The sequence below is a fragment of the Microbacterium kyungheense genome (assembly GCF_006783905.1).
Lineage (GTDB): Bacteria > Actinomycetota > Actinomycetes > Actinomycetales > Microbacteriaceae > Microbacterium > Microbacterium kyungheense.
This window is the reverse complement of sequence record NZ_VFPE01000001.1, coordinates 436,329-457,485: the sequence shown is the minus strand read 5'-3', so window position 1 is coordinate 457,485 and position 21,157 is coordinate 436,329. Positions and strand designations below refer to the sequence as shown.

Here is a 21,157-nt window from a genome sequence, read left to right as displayed (position 1 = left end):
CCCACCCGCAGGATGGGTCCTCCTCCTGTGCGACGCGTCAGCTGGTGAGCGTGTCGTGGCCGTGGGCGCCGTCGAGGCCGCCACCGCCACGGCCGAAGGTGCCCTCGGGGCCGGCGGGCTCGGGCAGCAGCAGCCCGCCCGGGACGTCGACACCCGGCACGCCGTTGACCAGTTCGGTCGAGTAGGCGTACGCGAGCACGGCGAGCGCGATGGCGTCGGAGTTGACCTCGAGCGCCTGCATGCTGAGGTTGTCGATGTCGTCGCAGGACTGGTGGTAGCACGGGTCGAGCCACTCGCCCGCGGTTCCTCCCCAGATGGCCGCCTGCTCGGGCGTCTTCTCCTCCTCGGCTCCGGTGAACAGTCCGCCCGCAGGGATGCCGGCGAGGATGAACGCCTCGTAGTCGCTGCGGCCGCTGAACTCGGCGTCGTCGTACGGCTGTCCGATGCTCGTGTAGTAGCGCTCGAAGAGGTCCTCGATCTCTACCGACCCCGGCGGCACGACCACCGGCGCCTCGAAGCTGCTCTCGTCGCCGTCGTAGACCATGAAGACGTAGTTCGGCGACGCGATCATGTCGAAGTTGAGGTACAGGGCGATCCGATCGCGCTCCGTGTCGGTGAGGCCTGCGACGTACCCGGCCGACCCGACCAGGCCGACCTCTTCGGCACCCCACCAGGCCAGGCGCACGGTGTTCTGCGGCTTCAGCTTCGACATGTTCTGCGCGATCTCGAGCAGCGCCGCCGATCCGGAGCCGTTGTCGTTGATGCCCGGGCCCTCGGGGACGGAGTCGAGGTGGGCGCCGGCCATGACGACGTTGTCGGGGTTCGCGCCCGGAAGCTCCGCGATGACGTTCTTCTGCGGGTGGTTCTCGACGATCTGGGTGACCGTGGCCGTGGAGCCGGGCTGGGCGAGCGACGCACCCGCATCGAACGACGTCGAGATCACCGGGATGTCGAGGGCGTCGGGGTTCTCGCCGATCAGCGTGACGTTGGTGAGGACGTCCATGCGGTCGGGCGCGTTGCCCTGGTTCATGATGACGACGGCCTCGGCGCCGGCCTCCTGCGCGTTGCGCGCCTTGACGCCGAACTCGCACGTGCCGCGCTGGACGAGCGCGATGTCTGTGGCGCCCGAGAAGTCGAGGCCCTCGAAGTCTGCGTCTTCGCAGCCACTGGTCACGGGGGTGCGCGGCTGCGCGAGCACCAGGTCGACGGGGATGATCGTGCCCGTCACCGACCCTGAACCCGAGCCCTCCGAGAAGCTGCCGGCCGGGTGGACGACGTCCTGCGGGGTCAGTTGGTGAAGCTCCGGGGTGAGGGGCAGCAGGTAGTCGAACTCGTCGATCGACACCTGCCAGCCGGCCGCCTGGAGGGTCTGGACGACGTAGTCGACGCTCGCCTCGTATCCGGCGGTGTCGACGGCACGGTTGCCGCCGTTGGCGTCCGCGATCTCTTGCAGGGCGTTCAGGTGCTCCATCGCTCCCGCCGCGCTCACGCAGTCGAGCAGCTTCGCGACCGTGTTGTTGTTGCGCTTGTCGCACGCGGTGCCGGGCGCGGCGTTCGCCGCCGCGACGGGCATGACAGCCAGAGCGAGGGCTGTCGCCCCGGTGGCTGCGAGCGCCACCGCGCGGAGCGCGGAGGTGCGTGATCGATTCATGGTCTTCTCCTCGGTGTCGGGCGGTCTTCGTCGGCCGCCGTATGCGCGGACGCCGTCGTCGGCGTCCGCCCTCAGGAACAGGTGCCAGGTCGGCACCCTGCCGCCGACGCTAGGCGCACCGGCGGCAGGGCGGTAGCCCTGCCGTGCGCTTCTCATCCGCCGCTCATCTGCGGTTCTTCGCCCTTCCCCGCCTGGGTGCGCACTCCACGGCGGACTGCCGCACGCACGGGCGGGATGCCGTCCCCGAAACGTGAGGCTGCGACGAGGGTCCGCCCCGCTAACCTGAACGCGTGCGCTTGGGAGTTCTCGACATCGGCTCGAACACCGTCCACCTGCTGGTCGCCGATGTGCGCCCCGGCGGGCGCCCCCTGGCCACGACCAGCCAACGCACCGTCCTGAGGCTCATGCGCTACCTCGCGGAGGACGGCTCCATCACCGAGGAGGGCGTCACGGCGCTCGTGTCAGCCGTCGCCCAGGCGCGCGACCTCGCCGCCGCCGAGCGCGTCGACGAGCTGCTCGCCACCGCGACGAGCGCCGTCCGCGAGGCCACGAACGGACCCGAGGTCATCGCCCTCATCGAAGAGGCGCTGGGCCAGCCGCTGCAGGTGCTCGGCGGCGAGACCGAGGCGCGCTACACCTTCCTCGCCGTCCGCCGCTGGTTCGGATGGGCGGCCGGCCAGATCCTGCTGTTCGACATCGGCGGCGGCTCGCTCGAGCTCGCGGCCGGTGCCGACGAGCTGCCGGAGGCGGCGGCATCCGTCCCCCTCGGTGCGGGCCGCATGACGGTGCAGTTCCTGCCGGACGACCCGCCGGGCGAAGAGGCCGTCGACCGGCTGCGGCGCCACGCACGCGAGACCCTCGCGCCGGTCGCCGAATCGTTCGGCGCCCTCGCGCGGCCCGACCACGTGGTCGGCTCGTCGAAGGCGATCCGCTCGCTGGCGAAGCTCGTCGGGTACCCGGTGCCCGGCTGGTCGGGGATCGAGCGGATGCTGCTGCCCCGCGCCGCGCTCGGCTCGTGGATCCCGCGCCTGGCCCGGATCCCGGCGTCGGCGCGGCAGGAGCTGCCCGGCATCACGCCGGACCGGACCTTTCAGATTGTCGCGGGCGCCGTCGTGCTGCACGAGGCGATGCGCGCGCTCGATGTCGACGAGCTCGAGGTGTCGCCGTGGGCGCTGCGCGAGGGCGTGCTGCTGCGCTACATCGAGTCGCTCAGCTGGAGCGCTGCGGCGGATCGGTGATCACCGGCTGCGGCTCGACGGGTGTGCCGTCCTCGTTCCAGAACAGCGGGCCGTCTGCGGGGAAGTAGAACATCGGCACCGAGTCCGCGCCCTCGGTGGCGGGCTGACGGCGCCAGTGGTCCACCCCGGTCATGTCGGGGTCGTCGAACACCATGCCGTTGAGGTCCCACGGGCTTCCGGGTGCACACGAGGTGTCGGCCGTCACCAGGATCTTCTGCAGGTCGACTTCGACGGTGACCACCGCGCGCCCGACCGGGTCGCCCTCGGCGATCACGTTCCACTGCGCGCGGTCGCCCGAACCGTACACGGCCGTCTCGGGGTCCAGCCCGAGATCCTTGAACGCGGCGACCGCGTCGTCGCTCACCTGCTGCGGGTCGCGGTCCGCCAACGGCGCGCTCCGCCGGTACTCGAACACGTAGCCGTCGAGCGATCCCCCGCTGTTCGGGCACGAGCCGGCGCCGGCGCCGTATCCGCCGGCCGTGGCCTCCCACTCGCCGTCGTCGACAGCCATCAGCACGGAGTGCATCGCGTCCCACATCGCGGTGAACCGCTGCTGCCCGTCCTGGTACAGCGCGTCGCCCTGGGGAGCCTGGGGAGCACAACCCGTCATCGTCAGCACCATTCCGACGACCGTCGCCGTCAACGCCCGCAGCGCGGTGGCGCGCCGCCGTTCAGTAGATGTAGCCATAGCTGCCTGTCTGTGCCTGGATCTCGAGCACCTTCACCCAGAACGGTATGTCGGTGCCCTCGCCGCCCGGCTCGGTGCCCGGCTCACCGGTCTTGATGATCTGCGACACGTTGTAGAACGACTCGCTGCCCTGCTGCAGGTAGCCGCCGGGTGAGCTCTCCCACGGGAAGTTCGCCCCGCCGTGGGCGCTGTGCCCGGGTGTCGGCAGCAGGGGGCGGCCGTCTGCGTCGACGCCGCCGTTGCTGTCGAACTCTGTCACGCCGTCGAGCGACGTCGGCGAGGTGCCGTGCCCGAATCCCGTGCCCTGCCCGACGGGGGCCCAGAAGTCGCGTTCCGACATCGTGGCGTAGATGCGGGGCGCGTCGGGCGACTGCAGGTTCGCCCGCACGTCCTCGTCGTCGGGCAGGCCCGCCGACCCGACGGTGATGAACTTGTCGACGCCCAGGCCGTCCGGCGCCGACCCGATCGCGAGGGCCGCCGTGGTGCTGCCGTACGAGTGGGCGATCACGTCGATCTCACTGTCGGGGAGCAGCGCGCCGATCCCCTGCAGCATCGACCGCAGGGCGGGTGCGCCGTTCTGCGCGCGACTCATGGCGGGCTCTTCGGCGAAGTTCGGCGAGTCGTAGCCGAACCACGCGATCGTCGCCGAGCCGGTGCCGACAGCAGCGTTGAGGTTTCGGGCCGAGTAGCCCCAATCGGCCATCTCGGACACCTGCGACATCATGCCGGGCACGAGCGTCGACACCGTCGTCGCGGCGAACGGCCCGTACCAGAGCGCCGCGGTGGTCTGCTCAGCACCGTCGAGGTCGAACGCGATCAGCCGGCCCTGGCGCTCAGAGACCTCGATGTGGAGTGTCTTGACCTCGGTGGCGAGCGGTTCGGGGAGGTCCGTGCGCTTCACCAGTTCGGCGAGCCGGGCCTCGTTCACCTCGGCGCGCACGTCGAACGGGATGCCGTCGAGGTTCCCGATGATCTCCGGATGCTTCTCGGCGAGCTCGGCCTGCAGCTCGGGGTGCGCGCGCCACAGTGCGAGGACGGCGGCCGGATCGTCGGCGGCCAGGAGCTGGTCGAGCAGATCGCGGGCGTCGCGGGTCAGGGTGACGCCGGTCCCGCCGGCCAGGGCCGACATCGCGGCGTCGTAGGCGGCATCCCATTGCGAATAGTGCGACTCCCACGTCGCCCAGAGATCATCGAGGGCGCTCTCTGCCGCCGCCTTGTCGGCTGCGGCATCGCCTGCCACCCGATCGGCGGCGGCGATGTCTTCGGGCGTGCCCGAGTACGACGTCCACAGGGCGTTCTGGCCGGCGTGCTGGAACGCGGCATCGGCGCTCCGGGCGCGGGCGTGGGCGTCTTCGATCTCGTCGACCATGCGGTTGGCGGGCACGGCGTGCGCCGTGAACGCGTCGGAGTAGCGCGCGAGCACCGTCGACAGGTGCTCGGCCTCGACGATGTCCGCGGTCAGCGCGGTCGAGGTCTCGAGCGCGTCTTCGCGCGACGCGGTGATGGACCGGCCCTTGCCCGGGAGCTCGCGCACCGCCTGCATGCGCGTGCGCAGGTCGCCCGCCCGGTCGCCGATGCTGTCGAACCGGCTGACCCACCACGACATCGACCCGGTGTCGCCCTCGATCCGCTCGAGCGGGTAGCCGTGGTTCGGGGAGATCAGGCTCATCCGCTCAGCTCGGCATCGAGTTCGCTGTACTTGTCGGCGATCGCCTGCACGTCGCCGCCGACACCCGAGGCGGCGGCGGAGTGATCCCGCACCGACGTGCGCAGCGCGGTGAACCGTCGGTGCATCTCGAGCCGCAGCGAGGGCCGGTGTGCGGGGTTCCCGATGCCGACGTCGTCGCCGTTGAGGTCCGCGGCGGCCTCGAGGACCCGCTGCGAGGCGGTCTGGACCGCGGTCGCCGCAGACGTCAGCTCGTGGTAGTACACCTCGACATCCGGCATCCGTCCCCCTCTCGTCGGTTCGATCCTAGGGAACTTCGCCGCCCTCCCGATGGGGAGAATCACCCTCTCGTCCGCGGATTCTTCCTCAGGGACTGCGAAAGGGTGGATGCCGGCGGCCGCGGCCGCAGGAATCCACCCCTTCGCGGGTCGGGTCAGCCGAGCGCGGTGACGGTGCCGAAGAGCCGCAGTTCGGCCACGTTGAGGATCTGGCCGTTCACCAGCCGGATGTACCGGTACGCGGTGTGATCGGCGATGGTCCAGCGCTGCCAGTCCAGCGTCTTGGCGGGCGCGGCGGGCGTGAGCCGGGTCCACGTCTGGAAGTCGTTCGACCCTTCCAGCCGCATGTCGGCGATGCGGGACGTGCCGTACCCGTCCTGGCGGACGAGCAGCTCGGCACCGGTCAGCGACACGGTCGCGCCCTCACCGAAGTCCCAGACGTTTCCGTACAGCCCGGAGTTGAGCCGGGTGTCGGAGTGCGATGCGGGATCGCCGTCGAACATCTTGACGGTGTAGTTCGTCCACGCGGTGTCGACGACGCCGTCGGGCCGCAGCATCCGCGCCCCGCGGAAGGCGTCGTCGACGAGACCCTCGTCCGTCGACACGAACAGCGTCGACCCGTCGGTCGTCGCCTGCACCGGGTCGGCCGCACGGCCGTCGGGCGTCGTGAACGCGACGGTGAACGAGACCGACGCGCCGGCTTCTACGCCCTCGGGAACGGCCGCCGACGCCACCCATTGCCCGGCCGCGGGCGAGGTCACCTGTGCGGCGACGCCGAACACGGTCGCCGTCACGCCCGTGTTCCCCGCGGGTCCGGTCAGGTGCAGCTCGACGTGGTCCCCGGGGACCACGCGTCGCGCGACGCCGTCGGGCGACGACATCGTGACGGTGTCCATCGACCCGACGGCCTCGCTGCGCACGCCGTCGATCCGGATGTCGGCGATGCTCCAGATGCCCGGGTACGCCGGGTCGGACGGGACGCCCGGCTCGTCGACCTGGAACTTCAGGAACCGGAACCGCTGGTCGCGCACGTCCGCGCGCACCGGGACCCATTCGACGGCGGCATCCTGCCCCGCGTTCGGGTGCTCGGTCAGCAGCGTCCAGGTCGCGCCGTCGTCGGAGCCGTACACGTTCGTCCCCTCGGCGCGGTTGGGGAACGTGTCGCGCGCCTGGAACCCGAACCCGGTCGATGCCACGCGGAAGCCCGGGCCGAAGTCGAACACGATGGCGGGCACGCGCTGGTCGCCCCACGACGTCTGGTTGTCGCCGTCGGCGAGCGCGCGCAGCTGCGACGGCGTGAGCGCGGGTGCGGTCACGATGCCGGTGTAGTCGAGCGTGCCGTCGGTCAGCAGCGGGTTGAGCAGCCGCAGGTCGGCGATCGCGGCGCCCAGCTGAGCCAGCAGACCGGCGAAGGTGGCCGCGTCGGCGCTCTTGACGGCGTCCTTCGCCTGCTGGCGAAGGCTCGCGACGCGCTGCCAGTCCGCGGACACGTAGTCCTCGGCGGCGCCCTCGATGCGGTCCATGAGCTTGCCGATCGCCGATGGGCGGGTCGGCGCGACCGTCACGGACACCGGCAGGGCCGTCACCGAGGTGCCGTCCGATGCGACGACGAGCAGGTCGCTGTCGCCGGCACGCGCCGGCGTCCACGAGACCGTGTCGCCCGACAGCGACGCGCCCTGGGGTGCATGCTGCAGCGAGAGCGCGGGGGCGCCGCCGCCGGCATCCGTCACGCCGAACGAGCGCGACCACGCCTCGCCGCGCACGGCCATGACCTGGACGGCAGGCGCGTCCGCGAACACGGGCGGTGTCAGCACGCCGTTCGCCTGTGCGAGGACCCCCGCGACATCGACCGAGGCGTCCGACCCCGTCGCGGTCAGGACGACGATGTTGTCGCCCACGGCACCCGGCGTCTTGTCGGTGCTGAGGTCGAGCCACACGTAGCGCCACTGGCCGTCGGTGTCGGGCACCACGATCTCGGCGAACGGCACCTCCTGCGAGGTGCGCGCCAGCTGCAGTCGCGCCACCCCGTCGCTGCGGACCTTGACGCCCACGAGCGCGGTCTTGCTGCGGTCCGCCCAGACGGCGCGGCGTACGGCGACCTGGGCATCGTCGGCGGCCGCGTCGAGCCGCACGTAGGCCGTGCCGTCGGCGTCGGCGCCCGCCTGCGCGCCCGCACCGAGCGCCGTGCCGAACGTGCCGACCGACAGTTCGGGCGACGGAGCCGTCGGGGCCACGGAGCCCTCGACCTCGGCGAGCTGCTCGGGGAACGCGACCCAGTACTCGGCCCCGGTGTAGTCCGAGCCGCGGTCGTTCCAGAAGTTCTGGATGCCGGTGCCGTAGTAGTACAGCGGCCCGTCGCGGTGGGCGTAGAGGTCGGCGACGTGCGGCGCCTCTGTCTCGACGTCGACCCCGGCCACGTAGCGGTACTGCAGGTACGCCTCGCTGAGCGGATCCTGCAGCCGCCCGCGGTACGCCTGCGAGATCGAGCCGCCCTCGCTGGCCGGGATGTAGGGCACCTCTTCGCCCATCATGAACGCGTAGAACGTGTCGGCGCCGGCGAGGATGCGGTCGTCGAGGAAGCGGTACGGCGACACCGCGTCCGCCGCAGTCGAGACGGTGCCGGCGACCGGGTCGATTTTGGTGCCCTGGTTGTCCACGAGGCGCGCGAGGGCGACGAGGATGTCGACGTCCCCCTGGCCGTGGGCCTGGTCGCGCAGCATCTCCATGTGCTGCACGAAAGGCGCACCGGTGGTGTTGCCGGGGGCGTCGGCGGGGATCTCGCGGAAGATGGAGGCGAGCGCGCCGTTGACGTCGCCGCCGTACAGGTCGTGCTCGCTCTCGTAGGTCGAGTTCACCGTGAACCACTCGACGTACTTCGCGTACAGGTCGGCGTCGTCGAGGAAGATCGCGGCGGCGACCATGCCGATGACGCCGTAGAGGTGCTGGTTCCACAGCCGGTTCTGCGAGTACAGGAACGTGTCGAGCACGGGCCGCACGAGGTTGTCTTCGATGCGCTGCTGGTCCGTCGCCGTCCAGCGCAGGTCGTAGCCGTCGAGCGTGGCGTTCGAGGGCTCGGTGCCGCGCACCACCTCGGCCGCGATCAGCATGTAGTACAGCGGCACGCCGGTGTGGATGTGCGCATCGGCGAAGTACGCGTACTTCGCCGGGTCGAGGCCGCTCCACGTGCGCAGGACGTGCAGCGCGTTGGCGCGGTACTGCTCGTCGCCCGTGACGACGTACTCGAGCGCCTGCGCCATCGCGCCGAGGCTGTCGCGCAGCGCGCTGGAGCGCATGCCGGCGTTGTCGTACGCGTCGTTCTTGGGGGTGTCGGTGCCGGGCTGCGCGATCTCGGGCACGAACGTCCGGGCGGCGTACTTCGTCTGCGACATGGCGTCGTAGTAGCTCGCCCACGGGTCGACGCCCGCGAGCACCTGCGTGCGCATGTTCTCGAGGTGGTCGGCGGTGAACCCGACCCCGGGGTGGGCGAAGCCGGCGTCGCTGAGCGTGCGCACGATCGCGGGCGGGGATGCCGTCGCCACCGGCTCGACGGCGGCTGCGGGCTGCAGTGCCGTGACGGCGCCGGCCGCCGCCAGTGCGGCGGCGGTGACGGTCGCGATCAGGCGCCGGAGGGAGCGTCTGCGATGGATCCTCATCGATCTCTCTTTCCTGTCGCCACGGTCGGCACCGACCGCGGATGGTGGGGACTGCAGGATTGGATAACGTTTGCCACTTAACGATGACGGGTGGACCTGCCCCCGTCAAGGGCCGATCTCAGCCGGTGCGCTCCAGATCGAAGCGCTCCGGATCGAAGCGCACGGTGACGCTGCCGACGTCGGCCGTCCAGCCGCGGCCGTCGAGATCGTCCGCGCGCACGCCGAAGAAGAGGCCGGTGAAGCGCAGGCGCGGCCCGTGGTCGTCCGACAGCGTCCATGCCGGATGCACGCCGGGGACCGGCATCCACTCCTCCGACGCAGCGGCCGCCCACGCGAAACGCAGGTCCGGGCCGTCGAGGGCCATCCGCAGCCGCAGCGCTCCGCCGGGCGCGGGGATGGGCTCCGAGCGCGTGGTGACGCCGCCGTCGCGGCGCACCACCCGCAGGTGCCGTCCGTTCTCGTCGTCGTACGTGACCTGCAGCTGGATCCACCCGGAGCGGTCGTACCAGGCGATCGGGCCGGCCGATTCTCGCGGCGAGCGCGGGTCGGCGTCGAGGGCGGTCTCGAACGACGCGCGATGCTCCTCGACCCGCGTGAGGATCATGGACTGGTCGAACACCGACGCCGCGGAGTGCCCGCCGCGTAGCCGCAGCCATCCCGGCCGGGCGTCGAGGTCGGCGACCCCGGGCGGCAGTGCCGCCCGCAGCGTCGACCAGCGCCGCCCGTCGAGGGCGCCGGCCGCGAAGTCGTCCGTCCAGCCCCGCGGGCCCGGTGCGGCATCCTCGCCCTCGTCCTCGTCCCCGAGCGGGACGTCGACGGATGCGTGGTGCCCGCCGTCGGCGAGGCGCAGCCAGCCGTCGTCGTCGAACACGACCCGCTGCAGGCACGTCTCACGCCCGAGGGTGCTGTAGCGCTCCCCCAGGTGCAGCGTCGGGCGACTGGCGAGATGCACGAGCCACCACTTGTCGTCCGGCGTCTGGACGAGCTCGCCGTGCCCCGCCTTCTGCAGGGGATGCCCGGGCGCATCGCGGGTCGTCAGCACCGCCTCACGCGCGTCTCGCTCGTACGGGCCGAGCAGGCTCCGCGAGCGCGCCACGGTGATGCCGTGGTTCCACCCGGTGCCGCCCGCGGCGATGAGCAGGTGGTACCAGTCGCCGATCCGGTAGAGGTTCGGGCCTTCGACCAGGCCCTCCTCTCGGTAGATCCTGACGGCGTCACCGCTCGTGCGCCGCTCGTCGGGGAGGTACTGCTCCAGGACCAGGCCCGAGAACGAGGGATGCTCGGGACGCTGGTCCCACTGCACGCCGACGATCCAGTGCGTGCCGTCAGGATCGTGGAAGAACGAGAAGTCGAACCCCCGCGAGCCGAGGTGCACCGGCGCGCTCCACGGTCCGTCGATCGACGGCGCCGTCACGAGGTAGTTGTCGATGTCTTTGTCGTCGCCGTCCATCGTGCGCACGATGGAGTACGCCAGCCAGAACCGGCCGTCGGCGTACGAGAGGCTCGGCGCCCACACGCCGCCCGAGTCGGGGATGCCGCGCAGGTCGAACCCGTCGTCGAGGGGGTGCCCGATCGTCGTCCAGTGCACGAGGTCGCGCGAGTGGTGCAGCCGCACGGCGGGGTGGAACTCGAACGTGCTCGTGGCGATGTAGTAGTCGTCGCCGACGCGCAGGATCGACGGGTCGGGGTTGAACCCGCGCAGGATCGGATTGTGGATGACGGGCACGACGGGTCTCCGGGATCGTCAGGGCACGGGGTGGGCGAACGGCTCGCCGGCGACGAACCGCTCGATCTCGGCGAGCGCCGCCTCGCCCAGGCGCTGCAGCTCGACGCCCATCGAGCCGGCCAGGTGCGGCGTGAGGAAGACGTTGGGCAGCGCGTAGAGGACGTGCCCCGCGGGCAGCGGATCGGGATCGGTCACGTCGAGGATCGCGCGCAGTCGTCCGCGCTGCAGCTCGGCGACGAGGGCGTCCTGGTCGACGAGCGAGCCGCGCGCGGTGTTGATGACGGTCGCGCCGTCGCGCAGCGCGGCGAGCACCTCCGCCGACACCATGCCGGCGGTCGACGGCAGCTCGGGTGCGTGGATCGACAGCAGGTCGCTGCGCGCCGCGAGCTCGACGAGGTCGCCGACGAGCTCGGCGCCGAGAGCCGCGGCGTCTGCGGTAGACGCGTACGGGTCGTACAGCAGCACCCGGACGTCGTTGCCGCGCAGCTTCTGCATGACGAGGGTGCCGATGGCCGACGCCCCCACGATGCCGACGGTCGTGCCGTACAGGCCCGCCCGCGGAGCGGCAGCCTCACGGGCGATGAACCGCTGCTCGGCGGTGTACTGCCGCGACAGCCAGAACGCGTCCTTCGCGGCCAGCGTGATCATCGCGTGGGTGAACTCGGCGACCGGGATCGCGTTGGCCGCCTTCGCGGTGGAGATGCGGATGCCGCGGCCCGCCGCCTGCGCGTCGAGCCAGCCGATCCCCCCGCCCCAGTGGACCACGGCGCGCAGCCCGGTGAAGGCGGCGATGTCGTCCGGGCCGGCCGGTGTCGCTCCCCATCCCGCGATCAGCAGGTCGACGCCGGCGGGATCGGGGATGCCTGCGGCCGAGGTGGCGGCATCCCCCTCGATCTCGACCAGCTCGGACAGCCGCGACCGCGTGTCGGGGCCGAAGACGAACGGCACGAGAGCGGGGTCCATCAGCAGCGCCGCCCTCATGCGCCGAGCTCCTGGATGCTCCACTCGTCGCGCCATTCGAGGACGACCTCGCCGTCGCGGATGCGCAGCGGCAGCCACACCGGCTCGGACTCGGCGAGCGCGTCGGGCCTCCAGCGGTCACCGACGTAGACGTACCCGTCGCCCACCGGCACGACGACGCTCACCTGCGAGTCGAAGGTGCGGGTGCCGACCGGCGCGATGGGGCGCCAGTCGTCCCACGGGCCTTCGAGCGCGGGGGCGCTCGTGTACATGTTGTCGTTCAGGTCCCAGCCGGTGAGATCCGAGCCGAAGAGGTAGTAGCGCCCGTCGTCGTGACGCACGAGCGTCGGCGACTCGTACCCGATCTCGGGTCGCGCCTGCTGACGCAGCGTCGCGACGAGCGCCTCGACGCCCAGGCGGTCCTCGCGCAGACGGTAGATGTGCAGCCCGTGGTCGCGGTCCTCCGACAGCAGGTAGCCGACGCCGTCCTCGTGGAACACGCCGATGTCGCGGCTGATGTTGCCGAGCGGCCGCTCGCTGCCGACATACTCGTACGGCCCCTCCGGCTGGTCGGCGATCGCGTACCCGACCCGCGCGTAGGCGTAGTCGTCGCTCTCGACGTGCAGCAGCATGACCCACCGCCCGTCGGGGCGCTGCAGCACCTTGGGGCGCTCGATCACCCGGTCCGCGCCGAGGTCGCCCTCGCCCGCGACCAGGGCGTCGCGCTCGAACGTCCACGTCGCGAGATCGGGCGACGAGTAGCACGCGACGGCGGTGAACAGCCCGCCCGCAGCTTTGTCCTCGCCCCACGCGAACCAGCGGTCACCGATCCGCTGCAGCCCGATCCCGTGCAGCTGCGCGGTGCGGCCGCGGTCGTCGACGAACACGCGGCCGGGGCGGATCGTGCCGCGCTCAGCCACGGGTCACCCGCAGCACGCGCGCGCCGAGGCCGGACGGGGTCACGACGTGCAGCCCGTCGGCTGCAGCATCCAGCCCCCAGTCGGCGCCCTCGCGAGGGAACAGCACTTCTGCCTCGCCGTGCGCCCCCGGGATCGTGAAGCCGGCGGGCGCGGCATCCCGGTCCCACACGAACAGCAGGTCCCTGTCGGGCGTATGCAGGCCGAGGCATACGACGGACGCATCCCAATCCGGCAGCCCGAGCGGCCAGAACGGCGTCGCCTGGCGCAGCTCGTCGCGCAGCCCGCGGTGCAGCGCAACGGCCTCGCGGATGCGGTCGCGCTGCTCGGGGCGCAGCTCGTCGAGGAAGCCCGACAGGTACAGCCGCCCGCTCAGTCCCGTGACGAGCGTGAACACGGTCTCTTCGTCGCTCATGTCGCGTGCCGGGTACGCCCAGTTGCCGCATTGCTCCGGAAGGATCGAGGCCGGCGCCGACGCGGCGATCGGCGGGTACAGGCGGAAGTCCTGCTGATCGCTCGTGGACTGCAGGTGCGTGACGGCCAGCAGCGCGTAGTCCGCGCGCATGGCGCCGGAGCTGCAGTTCTCGATCCGCAGCAACGGGTGGCGCCGCTGCACGCTCACGAGCCAGTCGCGGAAGGCCCTCGTGTGCCCCAGTAGCCCGTCTCCCGCCGCCGTCGCGAGATGCTCGGTGCCCGCACCCGGATTGATGTTGTAGTCGAGCTTGAGGTAGCGCACGCCGTACTCCTCGACCAGATGGTCGACCGTGGCGTCGAGGTGCGCGCGGGCCGCGGGGTGGCGGAAGTCGAGGTGGTAGCGGCGGTCCTCCTGCACGCGCTCCCCGAACCGCACGAAGAACGCCTCGTCGGGCAGCTCCGCTGCGGCGGGGCTGTCGATCCCGACGACCTCGGGCTCGAGCCAGAGCCCGGGCGCCATGCCGGCGTCGCGGATCGCGTCGATCACGCGGCGAAGGCCGCCGCCGGGGAACCGGGCGGGCGCCTCGCGCCACTCGCCGACACTCGACCACCAGTCGCCCACCTCGGGGTCGGCGAACCAGCCCGCGTCGATGCAGAACACCTCGGCGCCCGCCTCGGCCGCCCGCTCGATGAGGGGCAGCAGCTTGTCGGTCGTCGGCTGCCCCATCAGCGTGTTCATGAAGTCGTTGTACACCACCGGCAGCGGCTGCTCTGCGGCGGCGCCGCGCAGCCACCGGCGGTAGCGGGTGAGCTCGGCGATCGCCCCGTCGCGTGAGAGGGGGGATGCCGCCACCGCCACGGGCACGGCGGTGAAGGTCTCACCGGGAAGGAGCTCGCGGGCGAACTGGTGCTCGAGGTCGGTGGGGCCGAGCAGTGACAGCACCCCGCCGTCCCGTGCCTGGCTCAGGTCGGCGTGCCAGCCCGCGCTCGTCTCGATCTGCCATGCGAGCGCCTCGCCGTGGGCGCCCAGCAGGTACCCGCACGGGACGTGCTCGCCGCTCGACCAGGCGCCGTGGCTCGTGAGCGCGCCGTGACCGCGCGCGTCCTGCGCGTGGAGGGCGAGGTCGATCTCAGGCAGCAGCGTGCGCACCGGCACCTCGCTCCAGCGGTCCTCGGCGAGCCATTCGCTGCGCGCCGTGCCCCACACCGCGGTGTCGAGGTCGCTCTGGGCGTGCCCGAACCCGATGGTCGCCGACGACACCGCCGTCACCACCACCGCGGTGCGGCCCGCGTTGCGCACCTCGCTCTCGATGCGCACGGCGCGCGCGCCGGCCGGGGCGGTGACGGTCGTGCGCACCTCGACGCCGGTGCGGGAGTCGCCCTGCACGACGACAGCGCGCGTCGCGTCGGCGTCCGCGGTGACCTGCGATCCCTGCACCCGCAGACGCTCCCCCACCGCCGATCGCCAGTACGCCTGGCTGGTGCGCGCCCGCTGCTCCGTCGACGTGAACACCTCGACGAGCGCGACCGACGCCCGGCCCGCGAACCCGGACGACGGGACGACGAGGGATGCCGGCGCCTCCGGGCTCCAGCGGAGCTCGAAGGCCCCCACCCGCGCCCGGGCGGTCGGGGGCGCGGCCTCGGCGGGGGCGTCACGGGTGATGGCGGTGTCGGTCACGATGTCGAGCTCGTCTCGTCGGTGCGGATCAGACGCAGGGCGTCGTTGCAGATGTGGATGCCGGCGCCGAGCAGCGCCGGGAGGAACAGGGCGAGGGCGGGCCCGAGCAGCGGGATCGCGGTGGCGGCGAGGCCGAGGCCGATCAGCAGCAGCCAGCTCAGCGCGATGTGCGGGCGTCGCCCGATCGCCGTCGCCGCGGCGGCCACGGTCTCGACAGGGCGCTTCAAGTCCTGCGCCGTCGCGAGGACGCACACGCCGACCAGCAGGGCGGCGGCGAGCGCCGCTCCCGCCGCGACCAGCAGCAGCACGGTGTCCGAGCCGCCGAACAGCGCGAGGTCGTACTGCAGCAGCACCGTCACGAGCGACAGCGACGCCGCTGCCCACCAGAGGCGGCGGCATCCATCCGCGAACGCGGTCCAGAACGCGCGCACGGCACGCGCTTCGCCACGCTCGGTCAGCAGCAGACGCGAGGCGCGCAGCAGCGCGTAGCTGGCGGGCGCGACCGGCAGCAGCGAGGCGGCGCCGAGCCACACGGCCAGGTGCGTCGGCTGCCAGCCGACGAGGCTCGTGAACGCGAGCAGCGGCACCAGGCAGGCCAGGTACGACACCGACACGGTGAAGTACCCGAACACGGCGAGCACCGTGGCTGCGAGAGGTCCGTCGAGCGCGAGCAGGGCCCGCGCCTTCGCCGCGATGACGCTCATCCCTTCACCGCCCCGACCGACATGCCCTTGATGAAGTAGCGCTGGAACGCGGCGAAGATCGCCACCGAGGGGATGATCGCGAGGATCGCGCCGGTGTAGATGAGCTGCCACTGCGACGTGAGCAGACCCACCATGCGGTTGATCGCGACGTTGATGGTTCCCGCCGACGACGAGTCGAGGAACACCAGGGGGATGAAGAAGTCGTTCCACAGCCCGAGCGCCTGGATGATGACGAAGGCCGACGTCACCGGCAGCAGCATCGGGAACACGATCGACCAGAACGTGCGCAGTCGTCCGGCCCCGTCGATGGACGCCGCCTCTTCGACGTCGATGGGCACGCTCTTGAGGAAGCTGCAGTACAGCAGGATGCCGAAGCTCGCGGCCCCGCCGAGGTGCACGAGGATGACGCTGGTCAGCGTGCTGTACAGGCCGACCTCGTTGAACCCCTTCACGAGCGGGATCATGCGCACCTGGAACGGGATCATGAGGCCCGCGATGAAGAGGATGTACATGAACCGCGACGTGCGCCCGCCGACGCGTTCGATGCCGTAGGCGGCCATCGGCACGATCGCCACCAGCAGCACGACGGTCGCGACCGTGATGATGAGGGTGTTGACGAGCGCCTCGCCGTAGTCGGTCTGCTGGAACAGCTGCACGTAGTTGTCGAGGGTGAACTGCGTGGGCAGTCCCATCGGGTCCATCGTGATCTCGGCGTACGAGCGGAACGAGTTCAGCAGCGCGTAGATCACCGGGCTCGCCACGATCAGCACCAGCACGGCGAGCACGATCATGACGACGACCTGGCCCGGTGTGAGCCGCTTGCGGGGGGATGCCGTCCTGCGGCGTCCGCGGCCCGGCGCGGGTCGTGGGGCGACGAGCGTGTGCGTCTCGGTGCTCATGCCTGGATCTCCCTCTTGCGCATGTAGGCGTTCGCGGCCACGGTGCTGACGATCACCACGAGGAAGAGCACGATGGCCGCCGCGCTGCCGAAACCGGCGCGGTACTCGCCGAAGCCGACCTTGTAGATGAAGAACGCCATGGTCTCGCTCACGAACCCGGGGCCGCCCGAGGTGAGCACCATGACCTGGTCGAAGATGGTCCAGCCCGCGATCATCGCGAGCGTCATGTTGACGGTGACCGCGCCGGCCAGCATCGGCCAGGTGACGTGGCGGAACACCTGACGGCTGTTCGCGCCGTCGATGCGCGCGGCCTCGATGAGCTCCTGCGGCACCGACTGCAGGTTGGCGAGGTAGATGAGGGTCGTGTTGCCGCCCAGCGTGAAGCACGTGATGAAGAGGATGACGCCCACCACGATCGAGCTGTCGCCGAGCCAGTCGCGCGCCCAGTCCGGGAAGCCGGCGTCGCGCAGGAAGGTGTTCACGGCGCCGAAGTTGTAGTTGAGCAGGTACTTCCACACGGTCGCGAGGATGAACGCGCTCACGAGCGACGGCAGGTACACCGCGGTGCGGAACAGCCCCTGCCAGCGGCCGACCTTGTCGAGCATCAACGCGACGCCGAGCGAGATGGCGTTGACGATCACGGCCGAACCGAGGCCGAGGATCAGGGTGTTCCTGACGGCGTTCCAGAAGCGGCCGCTCGTGAGGATCTCTTCGTAGTTGCGGACCCCCACGTAGTCGTAGTCGGGGCTGATGCCGTCCCAGTTCGTGAAGCTCAGCTGCAGCGACTGCAGCGACGGCACGATCACCATGAGCAGGTAGATCACCAGCGCCGGAGCGATGAAGCCGAGCATCACCCAGCGCGCGGAGCGGAACCGGCGGGTGCGGCGCTTCTCGGCCGCGGGTCCTGCCGGCACGAACGGCACGTCGTCGGGCGCGCCCTCGGGGGCGCCGTCGAGCGGTCCTTCACCGCTGAGGCGGACGGCGGCGCCGACCACCTGCGTCTGCCCCTGCAGGGCACTCTGATCTGTCATGGAGACCTCCTCGCCTCCGCGGGGCGGTGCCCGGGACGACGCCCGGGCACCGCGTCACGCGTGTCAGCCTGCGGCGACCGTCTTGTCGAACTCGGCCTGCACCTTGGCGATCGTGTCGTCGATCGACGACTGACCGTCCTGCATCTCGATGCGCGCCTGGCGGAAGAACGTGTTGAACGCGCTGAACGTCGACAGGTCCGACACGTTCTCGAACCACTGCAGGTTCGGGTTCTCTAGCAGCGCGAAGTAGTCCTTCGACCCGGGGATCGACGTGTTGCGCTCGATCTCGTCGGACGCCACGATGTTGGGCGCGAGCCACCCCTGCGACTCCATGAGGTTCGCCGTGTCGACCTGGTAGAAGTACTCGAGGAACTCGGTCGCCGAGGCGTACTCGTCTTCGTCTTCGGCCGCCTGGGCCGAGATCGCGAGGCCGCCCGCGGTGTCGCCGTTGACGGCGTTCTTCAGCACGTTGATGGTGCCGTCCTCGGCGGGGATGATGAACAGCCCCGCGTTGAAGTCGGGGTCGACCTTGTGGATGTCGTTGAGACGCCCGATGCCGGCCGACGACGTCGCCATGACCGCCATGTCGTTCACGAGCAGCGTCGTGGTCTGGGCGTCCGCCGTGGACTGCCATCCCTCGAGCACGTCCTCGTTCGTGATGTCGAGCAGCTCCTGCAGGGGCTCGCGCAGGTCCTCGATCGACGCGTCGCCGTTCTGCACGGCGGTCCAGAACCCGCCCTCGTCGCCGTACGCCGCGAAGTAGGGCGCGGCCAGCGGCTTCCAGAGCTGGTCGCTGGGCCACACTTCGGCCGCTGCCGTCGCCAAGGGCGCGTCGCCGTTCGCCTTGATGTCGGCGAGCAGGTCGAGGAAGTCGTCGTACGTCTCGGGCACCTCGAGGCCGTTCTCTTCGAAGTAGTCCTTGTTGTAGACGATGTTGAGGCCGATCTCGCCGTTGAGCGCACTGTACGGGACCGTGTAGACGTTGCCGTCCTCGGCGCTGCCGAACGCCTCGGGCTGGATGAGCTCCGTCACCGACTCGGGGATCGGCGCCAGCTTGCCGGCATTGACGTACGTCAGGGTGTCGCGCATGTCGACGACCGCCGGCCAGTTGCCGGTGGCGTCCATCGTCTTGAGCGCCGTGGCGTAGTCGCTGCCCGCGGGGAGCGGGTCGAGCTGCACGTTCGTCGTGTCGCTCTGCTCGTTGAACGCCGTGACGACCGCGTCGACGACCGAGTTCCAGGTCTCGTCGCCGGTCGCGTAGAGGAACCGGATGGTCGTCTTCTCCTGAGCGCCGGAGTCGCCGTCGGAGCCCGAGCCGCTGCCGCTGCAGCCCGTCAGTGCCAGTGCCGCGACAGCGAGTCCCGCTGCCCCGGCGACCCAGGGCGAGCGGCGGCCCAGCCGGGCGCGCACCCCTGCCCGCGTCGTTGCGTCGTGCATGTGATCTCCCTTGATTCGTGCCGGAACGTTTCCGTCTCGGAGAGAGTACCTCAAAGTGGACAACGTTTGCCACTCTTTCTTGTAAAGCGCTTTCCGACCGCTGCCGGCAAGGGAAGTCGGCGAATGGATGCCGCCCGCGTGCGATCGCGGGTCAGCGCGGTTCGAGCGCCAGGCCGTGCAGGATCGGGGTCGCGGTGAGCGCGACGGCGCCCTCGGCATCGGCGTCCTCGTCGAGCACCAGCGCGAGCGCCGCCCCGCCGAACCGCTCGAGCGGCACCTCGACGGTGCTGAAGCCGGGCAGCACGTCGCCGAGCATCGGGACGTGGTCGAATCCGGTCACCTCGATGTCGTCGGGCGTTGCGACGCCGAGCTCGCGCAGCCGGGCGATGACGCCCACCGCCATCGCGTCGCTCATCGCCGCGATCACGTCGAACTCGCCCAGCCGGTCCTGCAGCAGCCCCGCCGCCCGGTACCCGCCGTCGCGAGAGAACTCGGTGTGCACGACATCGCGGTCGTCGACCTCGATCCCGCGTTCCCGAAGACCCTCGACGAACCCGCCGACGCGCTCGAGTGCGGTCACCTCGCCCGCGGGACCCGAGACGATCGCGAAGCGCCGGTTGCCGGCATCCGCGAGTCCTTCCGCCAGCAGCCGGGCGGCATGGCGGTTGTCGACCGTCACCGTGGGGAACCCGAGGTCGTTGTCACCGATGACCACGATGCGGGCGCCGTGGTCGCGCAGCACCGTGAGCTGCTCCTTGACCGCGGCCTCGCGGGCGGCGTCGGTCGTGCGGCTCGTGGCCATGACGACGGCGAGGTGGCGTTCGCCGCGCAGCTGCGTGAGCAGCTCGATCTCTCGCGCCGAGTCGTCGCGCGTCGTCCGGACCGCGACCGAGACGCCGCGCTCCTCGGCGGCGTGCATGACGCCCGAGATCATGGTGGCCGACCCGAAGTCGTCGATGTCGCCGACGATGAAGGCGACGGTGTTGGCGCGGCCACCCTTGATGGTCTGCGCGGCAGGGCTCACCGAGTAGCCGAGGGTGCGCGCGGCCTCCTCGACGCGGCCGCGCAGCTCGGGCGATCCGCTCTGCTTGCCGCGCACGCCGCCGTTGAGCGCGCGCGATGCCGCGGGGACCGAGACCCCGGCGAGGCGGGCGACGTCCGCGAGGGTGGCAGGCTTGGCGCTCTTCGACATTCGTCTCCCCGGGGCATGCGCGTGCTGATAACGCTATCCAGTATCCCGGATGCCTGCGGCCGCGCTGTGCCGTGCCGGCTCAGCGGACGACGGCGGTGACGGTCGCGAGGCGCGCGAGCACCTCCTGGCTGATCGATCCCAGCAGGAACCGGGCGAGCGCGCCTCGGCCGTGCGAGCCGACGACGGCCAGACGCGCGTCCGCGGCGAGTTCGCCCAGAATCTGCGACGGGTAGCCGCGCTCGACGCGCGGGACGATCTCGAGGTCGGGGTACTGCGAGCGCAGCCCCGCGAGCGAGATCGAGAGCGACTCTTCCGTCAGCTTCGCCAGGTTCTCCAGGTACTCCACGGGATACACGCCCATGTTGCGCGGCACCTCCAGCGGCGTCCACACCGACACCGCGATGAGCGGCTCACGCAGGCGGTCGGCCTCTGCCGCTGCGAACGCAACGGCTTTCTCGCCCACGGGCGATCCGTCGACGCCCACGACGACCCCTGAGCGGCCTTCGATGTCGAAGTCCGGAACGACGACGACGGGGCAGCGTGCGCCGGCCGCGATCCGCAGCCCGTGCGCACCGCGCGCGGCCTTCGACCCCGGTCCGCGGTAGTCGCTGCCGATGACGAGCAGCGCCGCACCCTCCGACGCGTCGAGCAGTCGCGAGACCGGGTTGCCGCGCTCGACGCGCGTGCGCACCTCGAGTCCGCCTGCGGCGATGCGGGATGCCTCGGCCTCCGCCCGCGCCTGCGCCTCGGCCAGCGCGGCCTCCACGATCGCCCCCTCGCCCACCGCGCCGGTGGCTCCGCCGACGATCGCGAGCAGCTCGAGGGGCTGACGCCGCTCCGCCGCACGCTGCGCGGCCCAGTCCACCGCGCGGCGCGAGACTGCGGCATCCGTGACTCCGACGACGATCGCTTCACCCACGATGACTCCTCTCGGTCGCCTTCAGGCTAGCCCGACCCGCCGTTCGCGCGCAGGCCTCGGGGCCGTGACAAACCCCGGTCGGACACGGCAAGGTCCCGGCGCGCAC

The 21,157-nt window shown here is 71.3% G+C and carries 16 protein-coding genes; 1 reads left to right on the top strand and 15 read right to left on the bottom strand.

Annotated features, from left to right (window positions below; genetic code table 11):
- Positions 1–37: 37 nt before the first annotated feature.
- On the bottom strand, positions 38–1,651 hold the full coding sequence (locus tag FB391_RS02050) for a M20/M25/M40 family metallo-hydrolase (RefSeq protein WP_141892623.1): 1,614 nt from the start codon (positions 1,649–1,651) through the stop codon (positions 38–40).
- Between the two features lie 290 nt (positions 1,652–1,941).
- On the opposite strand from FB391_RS02050, the gene FB391_RS02045 reads away from it, so the two are divergent.
- Positions 1,942–2,889, top strand: coding sequence for a Ppx/GppA phosphatase family protein (locus tag FB391_RS02045; protein ID WP_141892622.1), 948 nt, complete (start codon positions 1,942–1,944; stop codon positions 2,887–2,889).
- Here FB391_RS02045 and FB391_RS02040 read toward each other — a convergent pair.
- The 14 genes from FB391_RS02040 to FB391_RS01975 all read right to left on the bottom strand — a co-directional run bounded on the left by FB391_RS02040 (position 2,861) and on the right by FB391_RS01975 (position 21,051).
- Complete coding sequence (locus FB391_RS02040) at positions 2,861–3,577, bottom strand: hypothetical protein (RefSeq protein WP_141892621.1); 717 nt, start codon at positions 3,575–3,577, stop codon at positions 2,861–2,863. The genes FB391_RS02045 and FB391_RS02040 overlap by 29 nt on opposite strands.
- Positions 3,561–5,246: an alpha/beta hydrolase gene (locus FB391_RS02035; protein ID WP_141892620.1), complete on the bottom strand. Its 1,686-nt coding sequence runs from the start codon at positions 5,244–5,246 to the stop codon at positions 3,561–3,563. Before FB391_RS02035 ends, FB391_RS02040 begins: the two co-directional genes overlap by 17 nt.
- On the bottom strand, positions 5,243–5,524 hold the full coding sequence (locus tag FB391_RS02030) for a hypothetical protein (protein WP_141892619.1): 282 nt from the start codon (positions 5,522–5,524) through the stop codon (positions 5,243–5,245). The genes FB391_RS02035 and FB391_RS02030 overlap by 4 nt, the downstream gene beginning before the upstream one ends.
- A gap of 152 nt (positions 5,525–5,676) precedes the next feature.
- Entirely contained in the window at positions 5,677–9,174 is a 3,498-nt protein-coding gene (locus FB391_RS02025; RefSeq protein WP_141892618.1) for an alginate lyase family protein, read from the bottom strand.
- 118 nt (positions 9,175–9,292) lie between these two features.
- Complete coding sequence (locus FB391_RS02020) at positions 9,293–10,900, bottom strand: glycoside hydrolase family 43 protein (RefSeq protein WP_141892617.1); 1,608 nt, start codon at positions 10,898–10,900, stop codon at positions 9,293–9,295.
- An 18-nt stretch (positions 10,901–10,918) separates the two neighbouring features.
- Positions 10,919–11,881, bottom strand: coding sequence for a hydroxyacid dehydrogenase (locus tag FB391_RS02015; RefSeq protein WP_141892616.1), 963 nt, complete (start codon positions 11,879–11,881; stop codon positions 10,919–10,921).
- The gene (locus FB391_RS02010; protein ID WP_246093319.1) at positions 11,878–12,780 is read right to left on the bottom strand and encodes a family 43 glycosylhydrolase; all 903 of its coding nucleotides are present in this window, start codon (positions 12,778–12,780) and stop codon (positions 11,878–11,880) included. The genes FB391_RS02015 and FB391_RS02010 overlap by 4 nt, the downstream gene beginning before the upstream one ends.
- Positions 12,773–14,869 (bottom strand): glycoside hydrolase family 36 protein, encoded by a 2,097-nt coding sequence (locus FB391_RS02005; protein ID WP_141892615.1) that lies wholly within the window; start codon positions 14,867–14,869, stop codon positions 12,773–12,775. The genes FB391_RS02010 and FB391_RS02005 overlap by 8 nt, the downstream gene beginning before the upstream one ends.
- On the bottom strand, positions 14,866–15,573 hold the full coding sequence (locus FB391_RS02000) for a hypothetical protein (RefSeq protein WP_141892614.1): 708 nt from the start codon (positions 15,571–15,573) through the stop codon (positions 14,866–14,868). Before FB391_RS02000 ends, FB391_RS02005 begins: the two co-directional genes overlap by 4 nt.
- Positions 15,570–16,472, bottom strand: a complete 903-nt coding sequence (locus FB391_RS01995; protein WP_246093318.1) for a carbohydrate ABC transporter permease — start codon at positions 16,470–16,472, stop codon at positions 15,570–15,572. The genes FB391_RS02000 and FB391_RS01995 overlap by 4 nt, the downstream gene beginning before the upstream one ends.
- Positions 16,469–17,503: a carbohydrate ABC transporter permease gene (locus FB391_RS01990; protein ID WP_141892613.1), complete on the bottom strand. Its 1,035-nt coding sequence runs from the start codon at positions 17,501–17,503 to the stop codon at positions 16,469–16,471. Before FB391_RS01990 ends, FB391_RS01995 begins: the two co-directional genes overlap by 4 nt.
- Positions 17,504–17,566: 63 nt before the next feature.
- Positions 17,567–18,940 (bottom strand): ABC transporter substrate-binding protein, encoded by a 1,374-nt coding sequence (locus FB391_RS01985; protein ID WP_141892612.1) that lies wholly within the window; start codon positions 18,938–18,940, stop codon positions 17,567–17,569.
- Positions 18,941–19,091: 151 nt separating this feature from the next.
- On the bottom strand, positions 19,092–20,132 hold the full coding sequence (locus FB391_RS01980) for a LacI family DNA-binding transcriptional regulator (RefSeq protein ID WP_141892611.1): 1,041 nt from the start codon (positions 20,130–20,132) through the stop codon (positions 19,092–19,094).
- 79 nt (positions 20,133–20,211) lie between these two features.
- Positions 20,212–21,051 carry a universal stress protein gene (locus tag FB391_RS01975; RefSeq protein ID WP_141892610.1) on the bottom strand — a complete coding sequence of 280 codons (840 nt, stop codon included), beginning with the start codon at positions 21,049–21,051 and terminating at the stop codon, positions 20,212–20,214.
- Between the last annotated feature and the right edge of the window lie 106 nt (positions 21,052–21,157).